Source organism: Micromonospora arida, from assembly GCF_042873195.1.
Lineage (GTDB): Bacteria > Actinomycetota > Actinomycetes > Mycobacteriales > Micromonosporaceae > Micromonospora > Micromonospora arida.
Genome location: NZ_JBIALC010000006.1, coordinates 91,083 through 104,362, shown reverse-complemented (window position 1 = coordinate 104,362; position 13,280 = coordinate 91,083). Strand labels below are relative to the sequence as shown.

The window sequence follows — 13,280 nt, the reverse complement described above, 5'->3', positions numbered from 1 at the left end:
CCGGTTCCCCAGTTGTGCCGTACCCGCACGGTGGCCTGGCGCGGCACGCCAACCTGCCGCCGGGCGAGCGGCTGCGGGTGCTGCTGGTCGAGGACGACGAGGGCGACGCCTTCCTGGTCGGTGAGCTGCTCGCCGAGACGAACTCGATGATCGACCTGCTGGTCGCCACCAGCCTCCGGGAGGCGCGGCAGCGGATCAGCGACGTCGACTGCGTCCTTCTCGATCTAGGCCTGCCCGACGCGCAGGGGCTGGACGGGCTGCGCCAGGTGTTGGAGATGTCCAGCGGCGCCGCGGTCTGTGTGCTGACCGGCCGCACGGACGAGCACCTGGGCGTCGTGGCGGTCGCCGAGGGTGCCCAGGACTACCTGGTCAAGGGCCAGGTCGACGGGGTGCTGCTGACCCGGGCGCTGCGCTACGCCGTGGAGCGTAAGCGCGCCGACGAGAACGCCCGCCGGTTGCGCGAGGTCGAGCTGCGCCAGGCCGAGTCGGCCCGACTCGAACGCGGCCTGCTGCCCCAACCGCTGATGACGACCGACCAGGTCGCGGTGCACACCTTCTACCGGCCGGGCCGGCACGCCGCGTTGATCGGCGGAGACTTCTTCGACGTGGTGCAGACCCACCCGGACCGCCTCGACCTGATCGTCGGCGACGTCTGTGGGCACGGGGTGGACGAGGCCGCGCTCGGGGTCGAGCTGCGGGTGGCCTGGCGCGCCCTGGTGCTCGCCCGGGTGCCGGACGACGAGGTGCTGCCCGCCCTGGAGCAGGTGCTGATGAGTGAGCGCCGCCTCCAGGAGATCTTCGCGACGGTGGCCTCCGTCAGACTGGACCTGGACGCCAACCGGGCCACCGTTCGACTGGCCGGGCACCCGCCACCGCTGCTGCTCTCCGGCGGCCGGGTCGCCCCGGTGCCCGCGCCCGGCGGCCTGCTGCTGGGCGTACGACCTCGCCGGCCGATCGCCTACGACCTGGAGTTCGACACCGATGACTGGTCCCTGTTGATGTACACCGACGGCCTGATCGAGGGGCGGGTGGGTGCCGGCAACGAACGGCTCGACGTGCCGGGCCTCAGCGGCTTGCTGGACGAGCCGGCCAACCGCTCGGTGTCGCTGCCCGAGCTGCCGGCCTGGCTGGTCGGGCGGGCCGAGCGGCTCAACGGTGGCCCGCTCGCCGACGACGTGGCCATGCTGCTGGTCAGCCGGGGCGGTGGCCGGTGAGGCCGGTGGTCGGCGGCTGGAGTCTTCGCCGCCGGGTGATCACCCTGCTCACCGTCGTGGGCTTCCTGCTGATCGGGCTGGCCGCCGCGGAAGCGGCGGTGGCCGCCCGCAACCGCACCCAGATCGACGCGGTCCTGAACGAGACCGGCCCGTTGCGGGTGCAGTCCCAGGAACTGCTCAACGCGCTGCTCGACCAGGAGACGGCGATCCGCGGGTACGCGGTCAGCGGTGACCAGGACGACCTGAACCCCTACCAGGAAGGGCTGGCCCAGGAGCAGAGCGTCATCGCCTCGATGCGGACGCTGCTCGACGACTATCCAGCGATCAGCCAGGAGCTGCGGACCGTCGAGGAGCGTGTCACGCAGTGGCGACGGTCGGTCGCGGAGCCGGTGATCGCCACCACCGAGCAGAGCGGCACCGCCGCCGGCCAGGCGTTGGTGACCGAAGCGGCCCGGCAACAGTTCGACGAGGTGCGCTCGGCGGTGAACGACCTCCAGGCGGAGGTCCTGGCCGCCCGGGAGCAGACCGCCACCAACGTGCGTACCAGCAGCAACGTGCTGGTCGTCCTGCTGATCGTGGCCGCCCTGGTGGTGGTCGTGGCCGGTACGGTGCTGCTGCTCTCGCTGGACCGGATGGTGGTTCGGCCACTGACCGGCCTCGCCAACCAGGTCCGCGAGGTCGCCGAGGGCGACTACCAGCACCGCATCGCCACCGTCGGCCCGCCGGAGTTCATCCGGCTCGGCGAGGACGTGGACGCGATGCGGCAGAAGATCGCCGCCGACCTGGCCGAGGTCCGGGCCGCCCGCGAGCGCATCGAGTGGGTCAACAGCCAGCTCCAGAAGCAGGCCGAGGAGCTGACCCGGTCCAACCGTGACCTGGAGCAGTTCGCGTACGTGGCCTCGCACGACCTGCAGGAGCCGTTGCGTAAGGTCGCCAGCTTCTGCCAGCTGCTCCAGCGCCGTTACGCCGGGCAGCTCGACGAGCGGGCCGATCAGTACATCGCCTTCGCGGTGGACGGCGCGCAACGGATGCAGCGCCTGATCAACGACCTGCTCGCGTTCTCCCGGATCGGGCGGCTCACCACCGGCTTCGTCGAGGTCGATCTCAACAAGGTGATGGGCGACGTGGCCGGCCAGACCGAGGCCGCCCGGCAGTACGCGGACGCCGAGTTGACCTGGGACGAGCTGCCGGTGATCTCGGGTGAGGAACCGCTGCTCACCAACCTGCTGGCCAACCTGGTCAGCAACTCGATCAAATTCCGCCGCCCGGACGTGCCGTCGAAGGTGCACGTCTCGGCCCGTCTGGTGGGCGCCGAGTGGGAGATCACCTGCCAGGACAACGGCATCGGGATCGAGCCGGAGTTCGCCGACAAGATCTTCGTGATCTTCCAGCGGCTGCACTCGAAGGACGCGTACCCGGGAACCGGCATCGGGTTGGCGATCGTCAAGAAGATCGTCGAGTACCACGGCGGCCGCGTCTGGGTGGACACCGACGTGCCGGAGGGCACCGCGATCCGGTTCACCCTGCCGGCACTTCCCGAGGACGTCGCGGCGGCTGCCGCCGCCGATTCCGGGGAGGAGCCGAACGCGCCGACCGTGGGCGACACGACGCCTTCGACCGAGGCTCCGGCAGCGCTGACGGAACAGGCCGACGGGCCGGACCAGCCGGACCGGGCCGACGAGACGCTGGAAAGCGGTAGAACGGGTGACATGAGGGAGACGGTGGGATGACCGCGCCGGCGGATGGCAAGAGCCCGATCGAGGTCCTGCTCGTCGAGGACGACCCGGGTGACGTGCTGATGACCCAGGAGGCGTTCGAGGAACACAAGCTGCGGAACCGGCTGACCGTCGTCTCCGACGGCGCCGAGGCGCTCGCCTACCTGCGGCAGGAGGGCCAGTACGCCGACGCGGTGCCACCGGATCTGATCCTGCTCGACCTCAACCTGCCCCGCCGCGACGGCCGGGAGGTGCTGGAAGAGATCAAGAAGGACGAGGCCCTGCGCCGGATCCCGGTGGTGGTGCTCACCACCTCGCAGGCCGACGAGGACATTCTGCGCAGCTACCAGTTGCACGCGAACGCCTACGTGACCAAGCCAGTGGACTTCGAGCGCTTCATCTCGGTGGTCCGTCAGATCGACGAGTTCTTCGTCAGCGTGGTCAAGCTGCCGCCGCGTGGCTGACACCCTGTTGGACGACGTCGGCGGCCTGCTCTGGGAGGCAGCCGACCAGGTCGTGCTGCCGCTGTTCCGCAAGCTCGACGACGATGACGTGTCGGAGAAGGCGCCCGGCGAGGTGGTCACTGTCGCCGACCGCCGGGCCGAGGAGCTGCTCTCGGCGGGGCTGCGCCGGCTGCGGCCGGGCTCGATGGTGGTCGGCGAGGAGGGTGTCGCCGACGATCCGGGGTTGCTGCGGCACCTACGCGACAGCGGGGACGTCTGGCTGGTCGACCCGGTCGACGGGACCGCCAACTTCGCCGCCGGTCGCCGGCCGTTCGCCCTGATGGTGTCGCTGCTGACCGACGGCCGGCTGACCGCCGGCTGGATCCTCGACCCGCTCGCCGGCACTCTCGCCGCCGGCTCGGCGGACGAGGGCACCCTGCTCAACGGTGGACCGGTGGACGGCTCCGGCTCGGTGCCGCCACTCGGCGAGCTGCGCGGCGCGGCGATGACCCGGTTCCTGCCGCCGGAGACCCGCGACCAGGTCCGCGCCGGCGGGCGGCGGCTCGGTGAGCTACTGCCCGGCCAGCACTGCGCCGGTCGGGAGTACCTGGACATCCTCACCGGCGAGCAGCAGTTCGCCCTCTTCTGGCGCACCCTGCCCTGGGACCACGCCCCGGGCACCGTGCTGGTCCGTGCCGCCGGGGGTGTCGCTCGCCGGTTCGACGGCATCGACTACCACCCCGCCGACGACGGGCGCGGTCTGCTCGTCGCGGCCAACGAGCAGGTCTGGGCCGAGGTGCGCGACGCGCTCCTGAGCACCTGATCCGCGCGCTGCGCGACCACGTCGGGACGCTCCGTCGACATCCAGGCAGCCCGAGGGCCAGCGGGCTGGTCACCGGCCCACGATCCGGTATCGTGACCGGCGGTCTCCGCCAGCAGGCCGCCGACCGGCGCCGCCGTGCAGTGTTCATCGGGGGCCGGCGGTCGACGGAAGGACGCTTTCGTGCCCAGGACCAGGCTCAGCCCGCGGCTCGGTCGCCGCGCTCTGTTCGCCCTGCTCGCCGCCGTCGCGCTGGTGCTCGGCGGTGCCGCCGTGCCCGCGTACGCGGAGCCTGGCGAGGGCGGCAGCAAGAAGTTGCAGGACGCGCTGGAGCTGACCGCCAAGGGTCACATCGAGGCCAAGGCCAAGCTGGACAACTCCAAGCGTCGCCAGACGGCGCTGACCGGCGAGCTGACGACGCTGGAGGGTCGGCTGGTCGGGCTCAGCAGCCAGGTGGGCGAGGTGGCCGCCCAGTCGTACCGGGTGGGTCGGCTGAGCGCGGTCTCGATGCTGCTCAACACCGCCACGCCGGAGGCGTTCCTGCAACGCGCGGGCGACCTCGACCTGATGGCCCAGCGGGACAGCAAGCGGCTGCGTGACCTCACCGAAGCCCGGCAGCAGGCGCAGCAGGCCAAGGTCGCCATCGACGCCGAGGTCCGCGAGCAGCAGAAGCAACTCGCCGTGATGGCGAAGAAGAAGAAGGAAGCCGAGGCCGCGTTGGCCGAGGTCAGCTCCGGCGGCAGCAACGGTTTCAGCGGTGGCAGCTCCACCTCGGCGAAGCCGGCGCCGCGTAACTCCGACGGGTCGTGGCCGTCGGAATCCTGCTCGGTGAAGGACCCGACCACCTCCGGGTGCATCACTCCGCGCACCCTCAACGCGCTCAAGCAGACCCAGGCCGCCGGCTACAAGCGGCACGTCTCCTGCAAGCGCAGCGGTGGCAGCGGCGAGCATCCGAAGGGCCGGGCCTGCGACTTCTCGGCCGCCACGAACGGCTTCGAGGACAAGAACGCGACCGGCGGCGACAAGGCGTACGGGGACAGCCTGGCCGCCTGGCACGTGCGCAACGCCGACCGGCTGGGCGTGCTCTACGTGATCTGGTACCGGCAGATCTGGCATCCCGGCACCGGTTGGCGCTCGTACAGTGGAAGCGGCTCTCCGGCGGCGTCCCACACGAACCATGTTCATCTCTCGATGTACTGACCCGAAGCACCAGCTTCGCTGCGTACCATCGCGACGATGAGCTCCCCACCGTCCGACGTAGCGGCCCTACCGGCACCCCCGGCCCCGCCCGTGCCGGTCACCGGCCGGGCGCTGCCCAACGGCCTGGCCGCCTTCCTCGTCTTCTTCTCCAGCGGTGCCGTGCTGGTGCTGGAGACCGTCGCGCTCCGCCTGGTCGGCCCGTACGTCGGGGTGACCCTTCAGGTGACCAGCTCGGTGATCGGCATCGCGCTCGCCGCGATCGCGTACGGGGCGTGGTCCGGTGGTTGGCTGGCCGACCGGCGCAACCCGCGGGGCCTGCTGGCACCGGCGTTGGTGCTGGCCGGCATCGCCACCGCGGTCACCCTGCCCGTCGTCCGGTACGCCGGTGAGGTGCTGCGCGGCGGTGCGGCCAGCGGCATCCTGCTGCTGGTCGCGTTGGCGGTGTTCGTGCCGGCCGCGCTGCTGGCCGCGGTCACCCCGTTGGTCGTGAAACTCCAGCTTGCCGACCTGCGCCGCACCGGCCAGGTGGTCGGTCGACTCTCCGGGATCGGCACCCTGGGCGGCATCACCGCAACCCTGCTCACCGGGTTCGTGCTGGTCGCCGCGCTGCGCAGCACCGTCATCCTGCTGGCCCTGGCGCTCGCGCTCGGGCTGGTCGGCATCGGCCTCGGCTGGTACCTGCGCCGGCAGGAGCCCACCGAGCTGCCCGGTCCGGCCCGGGCCCGGGCCGCGCTGGCAGTGCTCGGCCTGGCCGGGGCGGGGCTGACCACAGTGGCGCCCAACCCGTGCGACATCGAGACGGCGTACCACTGCGCCCGCGTCACCGCGGATCCCGCCCGGCCCAGCGGGCGGACGCTGTTGCTCAACTCCGCACAGCACTCGTACGTGGACCTCGCCGACCCGAAACACCTGGAGTACGCGTACACGAAGTGGATCGGCGCGGTCAGCGACGTCGCCGCGCCGGCCGGTCAGCGCCTGGACGCGCTGCACCTGGGCGGCGGTGGGTTCACCGTGCCGCGCTACCTGACCGCGACCCGGCCGGGCACCGACAACCTGGTGTTCGAGATCGACGGCGGGCTGGTCGAGTTGGGTGAGCAGGAGTTGGGCGTACGGCCGGGGGCGGACCTGCGGGCGGTGGTGGGTGACGCCCGGATGCTGGTCGCCGGTGAGCCGACCGACAGCCGTGACCTGGTGGTCGGTGATGCGTTCGGGCACCTGGTGGTGCCCTGGCACCTGGCCACCCGGGAGATGGCGGCCGACGTCCGGCGGGTGACCCGCCCCGGCGGCGTGTACGTGCAGAACGTGATCGACTACCCGCCGCTGCGGTTCATCCGCGCCGAGTTGGCCACGGTGGCCGCCGAGTTCGGGCACGTCGCGTTGATCGCGCCGCCGGAAGCGCTCGCCGAGGAGCAGGGCTCCAACTTCCTCATCGTCGGCTCCGACGCGCCGTTGCCGCTGGAAGCCGTCCGGGCCCGGCTGGCCGAGGTGGACCCGAAGGTCAGCCTGCTGTCCGGTGCGGCGCTGACGGACTTCGTCGGCGGGGCGATGGTGTTGACCGACGACTACGCCCCGGTGGACCAACTGCTGGCCACCGCCTGATCGGGTGACAATTCTGACCGATTCCGATCCCCCAGGTGTAGGCGGGCCGTTCCTGGGCAACATCGCTCACCATGGGTGGAGGGGACCGAAACGGCGCGCAACTGCTCGATGAGCGGTACCGGCTCATCGAGCAGCTCGGCGCGGGCGGCATGTCAGTGGTCTGGCGTGGCTACGACGAGGTGCTCGGCCGCCAGGTCGCGGTGAAGGTGCTGGCCTCCCGGCTGGCCAGTGACCGGGCTTTCCGCCACCGCATCCGGATCGAGGCGCAGGCCGCCGCGCGGCTCTGCCACCCCAACATCACCAACGTGTACGACTACGGCGAGTCCGAGCAGGTCGGTCTGACCGTGCCGTACGTGGTGATGGAGCTGGTCGACGGCGCTTCGCTGGCCAGCCGGTTGGGTCGGGAGACCCGGCTGCCATGGCGGGAGGCGGTGACCATCGGCGCCGAGGTCAGCTCGGCGCTGGCCACCGCGCACGCTCGCGGGGTGGTGCACCGCGACGTCACCCCGGGCAACGTCATGCTTACCTCGACCGGGGTCAAGGTGGTCGACTTCGGCATCTCCGCGCTCGTCGGGGAGAGTGAGAAAGGCCCGGACGGCACGCTGTTGGGCACTCCCGCGTACCTCGCCCCGGAGCGGCTGGACAACGGCCAGGTCTCCCCGGCCACCGACGTGTACGCCGTTGGGCTGCTGCTCTACCGGATGCTCACCGGCCGACTGCCGTGGCTGGCCAGCACGACCACCCAGATGCTGCGCGCCCACATGTACAACGACCCGGAGCCGATGCCCACCGTCCCGGGGCTGCCCGACGCTGTGGCCGACCTGATCGGACGCTGCCTGGCCAAGCGGCCCGCCGACCGGCCAGCCACCGCCGAGCTGACCCGGACGCTCGCCGAGGCGGCCGGCATGCTCGCGGCGGTGCCGGTCTCCCCGGCCGCCGGGCCGCTGGACGCGGCCACGCTCGGCAGTGCGCGTACCACGATCCTGCCCTGGTCGGCGGCGACCGACGCGTTGCCGCTGTCGCGGACCCGCAACCGGGACCGTCGGACGCAGCAGCGGATGACCCGGCGTCGGCGGGTCGAGGCCGGAGTGGCCGCCGTCGGGCTGATCGCGGTCACCGGGGCGATGTGGGGGTTCACCTCGCGCAGCCCGGCCAGTGGCGGGGACCGGCCGACGACCGAGGCTCGGATGGGGCTGCCGGCGGCGGCGCCCTGCGAGGTGGCGTACGCATTGCGCACCGACTCCGGCACCGAGTTCGCCGCCGAACTGACTTTGACCAACACCGGTGGTCGTGAGCTGCGGGACTGGGCGATGAGCTTCACCTTCCCCGGGCAGCAGAAGGTGACGAAGGCCGAGCCCGCGCCGGTGCACCAGCAGGGGAGCACGGTGCTGATCCGACCGGCGGCCCAGCGCGCCACGCTGGCCCCCGGTGCGGCCGAGAAGGTGACCCTCACGGGTAAGTACAGCGGGGCGAACCCGTTGCCTGTCGAGTTCCGACTCGGCGAGGCGACCTGCGGGGTCCGGGTTTCCGGCGTCGCCGGCAGCGTGCCGTCCACGGCACCGCCGAGCAAGGCCGCCACGGTGAAGGCCCCGCCGAAGAAGACGACGGCACGCGGCGGCTCCGGCGCGGGCGGCGGCGCGTCGAAGGCCAAGCCGCCGAAGCCTGCGAAGGCCCCGGCGAAGCCCGCGAAGGCCGCCGGTGGTGGTCCGGGAAAAGTGGGAAGGTGACCAAGGGGCCGCATGGTCACCGGAAGTGAGCAGGCCACACCGTGGCGCCATGCTTCGGGGCCGTCGGACCAGTTGGTCCGGCGGCCCCTATCGATCTCGCCCCTGCGGAGCAGGTCAGCGCATCCCCGCGAATTGCTGCACCTGGTCGATCCCACCCTCGACGATGAGCACCCCGCCCTGGGGAAGCGTGGTGTCGTCGGAGGTGTACCGGAAGCGTTCGCCCGGCAGCTTTGCGCCGACCACGCGTACCCCGAAGCGCTCCTCCGGTTTCAGGTCGAGCAGGGTGCGCCCGACCAGGGACTCCGGCACCCGGACGGTGGCGATGGCGAAGTCGTTGTCGAACTCGATGAAGTCGAGCAACCGGCTGACGATCAGGTGCGCGACCCGGTCCCCGGTCTCCGCCTCCGGGAAGATCACGTGGTGCGCGCCCACCGACGCCAGGATCTTGGCGTGCTTCTGCGAGGTGGCCCGCGCCCAGATCTCGGGTACACCCAGCTCGACCAGTGCCAACACGGTGAGCACACTCGCCTCCACCGAAGCCCCGATGGCCACCACCGCCCGCCCGAAGCTGGTGATGCCCAGCTGCCGCAGCGCCCCCTCCTCGGTCGCGTCGGCCTGAACCACCCGGTCGAGCTGCGCCGACCAGCGCTGCACCTTCGCCGGGCTGCGGTCGATGGCCAACACCTCGCGGTTCATCCGGGCCAGCGACCCGGCCAGGTGGCAACCGAATCGACCCAGCCCGATCACCACGATGCCGCCGCTGTCTGCCCGTCTAGCCGACACCTCGGCCCTCCCTGCTTCCAAGGACGTGTCTCCGACGTGCGGGCCGGCCGACACTTCCGAAACACGCCCTAGCCGACAATGGGTTGCTCCTGGGGATAGCGGTAAAGCCGGCGTCGGGTGTTCAGTGCGATCGCCGACCCCAGGGTGAGCGTCCCGACCCGACCGATGAACATCAGCACGGTCAGCACCAGTTGGCCGCCGGCCGGCAGTTCGGCGGCCAGACCGATGGTCAGACCGGTGGTGCTGAACGCCGAGGTGATCTCGAACAGGGCCGCGACGAAGCGGACGCCCTCGGTGAGCAGCAGCAACAGCATGGTCCCGGCCGCCACCAGCGCGACGCTGAGCAGCGCCACGGTGACCGCCTGCCGCTGGCTCGCGGTGGCCACCCGCCGGTGCCCGATCGTCACGTCGGGCTCGCCCCGCAACTCCGCCCAGATGGTGAACGCCAGCAGGAAGAACGTGGAGACCTTGATGCCACCGGCCGTGCTGGCGCTGCCGCCGCCGATGAACATCAGCACGATCAACAGGGGATAGCTCTCCTCCTGGAGGGCGGCGATGTTCAGGACGCTGAAGCCGCCGGTGCGGCTCAGCGCGATCTGGGTGAACGACGCGAGGATCTTGCCGGGTACGTCGTACTGGCCGATCGTGCTCACGTTGGTCCACTCGGCGGCGAGCAGGCCGGCGAAGCCGACCAGCAGCAGCGCCGCGCTGCCCCAGATGGTCAACTTCGTCGCCACCGCCCAGCGGGTGGGCTGCCGCCACTCGCGGACCGCCTCGAAGAGCGCGGGAAACCCGAGACCGCCGATGATCGCGCCGATCGCCAGGGGCAGCGACACCCACGGGTCACGGCTGAAGGCCAGCAGGCCGTCGGTGTAGAGCGCGAAGCCGCCGTTGTTGAACGCCTGCACGGCGTGGAAGACGCCCGACCAGAGGGCCCGTCCGAAGGGGTAGTCGTAGGTCAGCCAGAGCCGACCGGCGACCAGCACTGTCATCACCGCCTCGCAGGCGAAGACGGTCAGCGCGATCCGGCGGAGCAACCGGCCCACGTCACCGATGCCGAACTCCCCCGTCTCGGCCTGCACCAGCAACCGGTTGCGCAACCCGAGCTGGCTGGAGACCACCAGGATGACCAACGCCGCGACGGTGAGGATGCCGAGGCCGCCGAGCTGGGTGAGCAGGGTGATCACCAGCAGTCCCCAGCCGGACCAGTAGTTCGGCGTGTCGGTGATGGCCATGCCGGTGACCGACACGGCCGAGGTGGAGGTGAAGAGCGCGGTGACCACGGGTGGGCGTACGTGTTCAGTGGTCGCCCAGCGCGTCATGAGCAGCCCGGCACCGAGCAGGATCGGTACCAGGAACGCGAACGGCACCAGCCGCACGGGATTGCGGAAAAACCGGCGCACCAGACAATCTTCCTGTCCGCCCGCGGCCCTGGAGTGGGAACGGGCATTCCGGAGATTCAGCCGCCGGCCGGCCATCGACCAACTCCTGATCGCACTCGATCCAGGAAGTAGTGGTGTCGCGCCCGTCCGAGGCCACTACAACCAGGATCGAGCACGATCTTGAAGGGGTGGCCCTGACCGAACCGGGCGAATGGTGCGGGGCGACACACCGCTCGGGCGGTCCGTGGGGGTTCGGGCCATCGAGGGCGTGGGCTCCCGGCTGGTAGTGCGGCCCGTTGTAACCTCCGGCCACCTCATTCCTGTTACTTGTGTGTTTCCGCCACATAGCTCGTGGGTGACGTCACTTCTAGCGTGAGCCGTCACGAAGAAGTTCTCTCCCTCTGAGTCCTCATGTGGAGTCGCAATGACGGTCCGGACGACGCGGCGGGCGTTCCTCTCCGCCGCCACGATGATGGCCGCGGCGCTGGCCGCCACGGCCTGTGGCAGCCCGCAGGACACCGCCACCGGCGGCGGCGACAGTGCCGCGCCGGTCAAGGTCGGCCTGGTGTACTCCCAGTCGGGAGCCCTGGCCAGCTATGGAAAGCAGTACATCGAGGGGTTCAAGGCGGGGCTGGACTTCGCCACCAAGGGCACCGGCAAGGTCGGTGACCGGAAGATCGAGCTGACCGAGGTCGACGACGCGGGCGACCCGGCCAAGGCGGTCTCCGCGGCGAAGGACCTGATCGGCAAGGGCACGAAGATCATCGCCGGCTCCACCGCCTCCGGTGTGGCGCTCCAGGTGGCGCCGATCGCGGCGCAGAACAAGGTGCTGTTCATCTCCGGCCCGGCCGCCACGGACGCGGTGACCGGCGCGAACAAGTACACCTTCCGCTCCGGTCGGCAGTCCTACCAGGATGTGGTGACCGCCAAGTCGTTCATCGGAGACCCCAGCGGCAAGAAGGTCGTGGTCTTCGCCCAGGACGGCGCGTTCGGAGACGCCAACGAGGCCGCCGTCAAGGCTGTCATCGGCAGTGCGGGCGCGACCGTGAGCAGCGTCCGGGCCCCGGCCAGTGCCACCGAGTTCACCCCGTTCGCCAGCCAGATCAAGGCCGCCAAGCCGGACCTGCTCTTCGTGGCGTGGGCGGGAACGACCGCCCCGGCCATGTGGCAGACCCTCGACCAGCAGGGCGTCCTCTCGTCCACCACTGTCGTCACCGGCCTGGACATCCGCGCCTCGTGGCCGACCTTCGGTGCTGCCGGCGCGAAGATCTCCTTCCTGTCGCACTACTTCGACGGTGCCAGCGACACCGAGGCCAGCAAGGCGCTGAAGGCCAAGGTCAACACCATCGACCTGTTCCACCCGGACGGCTTCGCCGCCGCGCAGATGGTGGTTCGGGCCGCGCAGGAGGGTGGGGACGACGTCGACAAGATGGTCACCGCCCTGGAGGGCTGGAGCTTCGACGGGGTCAAGGGCAAGATGACCATCCGGGCCGCCGACCACGCGCTGCTCCAGCCGATGTTCCAGGCCAAGCTGGCCGGCAGCGGCACCGCGTTCACCGCGACCGCGCAGAAGAGCCTCACCGGTGACGAGACCGCGCCGCCGGCCGTGGCCATGAAGGGCTGACCATGCTCGCCACCCGCGGTCTGACCTGGCGGATCGGTGAGGTCGCCATCGTCGACAGCGTCTACCTCGATCTGGCGCCCGGGGAGTTCCTGGGCGTCATCGGGCCCAACGGCGCCGGTAAGACCTCACTGTTCAACCTGATCACCGGCCTGCGTCGGGCCACCGAGGGCCGGATCGTCCTGGACGGGCAGGACATCGGGGACCTCCCGCCGCACCGGCGGGCCCGCCTCGGTCTGGGCCGTACCTTCCAGGCGTCCTCGGTCTTCGGCTCGCTCAGCGTGCGGGAGAACGTCCGGCTCGCCGTGCAGGCGCACCGCGGGGGCTCGATGGCGCTGTGGCGGCGGGCGGCGGCCGACCGGGAGGTCGCCGCCGCCGCCGACGCGGCGCTCGACCGGGTCGGCCTCGCCCACCGGGGTGGGGCCCTCGCCGGCACCCTGGCCCACGGCGAGAAACGCAAGCTGGAGATCGCCCTGCTGCTCGCCGGTGAACCGCGGGTGATGCTGCTGGACGAGCCGATGGCCGGGGTCAGCGCCGAGGACGTGCCGGAGCTGGTCGCCGTCATCAAGTCGTTGACCGGCGACAGCGGCCGGGCGGTGCTGATGGTCGAACACCACATGGACGTCATCCTGGAGCTGGCCGACCGCATCGCCGTCATGCACCACGGCGCGCTGCTGGCCTGCGACACCCCGGAGACGGTGATGGCCAACCCCACGGTGCAAGAGGCCTACCTGGGGGAGTCGCTGTGAGCGCGAGGAGTGAGCCGGGTTTGCGAG

At 71.0% G+C, this 13,280-nt stretch carries 11 protein-coding genes; 9 read left to right on the top strand and 2 right to left on the bottom strand.

The window, feature by feature from the left end:
• The first annotated feature begins 14 nt into the window (after nucleotides 1-14).
• From ACFYP0_RS19275 to ACFYP0_RS19245, 7 genes are all read left to right on the top strand, one after another.
• Entirely contained in the window at nucleotides 15-1,214 is a 1,200-nt protein-coding gene (locus ACFYP0_RS19275) for a PP2C family protein-serine/threonine phosphatase (protein ID WP_355499188.1), read from the top strand.
• Nucleotides 1,211-2,944: a sensor histidine kinase gene (locus ACFYP0_RS19270; RefSeq protein WP_355499140.1), complete on the top strand. Its 1,734-nt coding sequence runs from the start codon at nucleotides 1,211-1,213 to the stop codon at nucleotides 2,942-2,944. Before ACFYP0_RS19275 ends, ACFYP0_RS19270 begins: the two co-directional genes overlap by 4 nt.
• Nucleotides 2,941-3,393, top strand: a complete 453-nt coding sequence (locus ACFYP0_RS19265; protein ID WP_124859566.1) for a response regulator — start codon at nucleotides 2,941-2,943, stop codon at nucleotides 3,391-3,393. The genes ACFYP0_RS19270 and ACFYP0_RS19265 overlap by 4 nt, the downstream gene beginning before the upstream one ends.
• Nucleotides 3,386-4,195, top strand: a complete 810-nt coding sequence (locus ACFYP0_RS19260) for an inositol monophosphatase family protein (protein WP_355499137.1) — start codon at nucleotides 3,386-3,388, stop codon at nucleotides 4,193-4,195. Before ACFYP0_RS19265 ends, ACFYP0_RS19260 begins: the two co-directional genes overlap by 8 nt.
• A gap of 180 nt (nucleotides 4,196-4,375) precedes the next feature.
• Entirely contained in the window at nucleotides 4,376-5,392 is a 1,017-nt protein-coding gene (locus ACFYP0_RS19255) for a coiled-coil domain-containing protein (protein WP_124859562.1), read from the top strand.
• A 36-nt stretch (nucleotides 5,393-5,428) separates the two neighbouring features.
• On the top strand, nucleotides 5,429-6,991 hold the full coding sequence (locus ACFYP0_RS19250) for a fused MFS/spermidine synthase (protein ID WP_386996985.1): 1,563 nt from the start codon (nucleotides 5,429-5,431) through the stop codon (nucleotides 6,989-6,991).
• A gap of 71 nt (nucleotides 6,992-7,062) precedes the next feature.
• Nucleotides 7,063-8,718 (top strand): protein kinase domain-containing protein, encoded by a 1,656-nt coding sequence (locus ACFYP0_RS19245; RefSeq protein WP_386996983.1) that lies wholly within the window; start codon nucleotides 7,063-7,065, stop codon nucleotides 8,716-8,718.
• Nucleotides 8,719-8,832: 114 nt separating this feature from the next.
• Here ACFYP0_RS19245 and ACFYP0_RS19240 read toward each other — a convergent pair whose 3' ends face one another.
• Together ACFYP0_RS19240 and ACFYP0_RS19235 are read right to left on the bottom strand one after the other, a co-directional pair.
• Nucleotides 8,833-9,501, bottom strand: a complete 669-nt coding sequence (locus tag ACFYP0_RS19240; protein ID WP_386996981.1) for a potassium channel family protein — start codon at nucleotides 9,499-9,501, stop codon at nucleotides 8,833-8,835.
• A gap of 68 nt (nucleotides 9,502-9,569) precedes the next feature.
• On the bottom strand, nucleotides 9,570-10,904 hold the full coding sequence (locus ACFYP0_RS19235; protein WP_386996979.1) for a TrkH family potassium uptake protein: 1,335 nt from the start codon (nucleotides 10,902-10,904) through the stop codon (nucleotides 9,570-9,572).
• A gap of 403 nt (nucleotides 10,905-11,307) precedes the next feature.
• Here ACFYP0_RS19235 and ACFYP0_RS19230 point away from each other — a divergent pair, with 403 nt between their 5' ends.
• Nucleotides 11,308-12,507: a substrate-binding domain-containing protein gene (locus tag ACFYP0_RS19230; protein WP_355499121.1), complete on the top strand. Its 1,200-nt coding sequence runs from the start codon at nucleotides 11,308-11,310 to the stop codon at nucleotides 12,505-12,507.
• 2 nt (nucleotides 12,508-12,509) lie between these two features.
• Nucleotides 12,510-13,253, top strand: coding sequence for an ABC transporter ATP-binding protein (locus ACFYP0_RS19225; RefSeq protein ID WP_386996976.1), 744 nt, complete (start codon nucleotides 12,510-12,512; stop codon nucleotides 13,251-13,253).
• Nucleotides 13,254-13,280 lie beyond the last annotated feature (27 nt).

What these genes read in the sequence shown, in the direction of transcription:
- ACFYP0_RS19245 (WP_386996983.1), top strand. Translation starts at nt 7,063, where the DNA reads ATGGGTGGAGGGGACCGAAACGGCGCGCAACTGCTCGATGAGCGGTAC.
- ACFYP0_RS19250 (WP_386996985.1), top strand. Translation starts at nt 5,429, where the DNA reads ATGAGCTCCCCACCGTCCGACGTAGCGGCCCTACCGGCACCCCCGGCC.
- ACFYP0_RS19265 (WP_124859566.1), top strand. Translation starts at nt 2,941, where the DNA reads ATGACCGCGCCGGCGGATGGCAAGAGCCCGATCGAGGTCCTGCTCGTC.
- ACFYP0_RS19230 (WP_355499121.1), top strand. Translation starts at nt 11,308, where the DNA reads ATGACGGTCCGGACGACGCGGCGGGCGTTCCTCTCCGCCGCCACGATG.
- ACFYP0_RS19225 (WP_386996976.1), top strand. Translation starts at nt 12,510, where the DNA reads ATGCTCGCCACCCGCGGTCTGACCTGGCGGATCGGTGAGGTCGCCATC.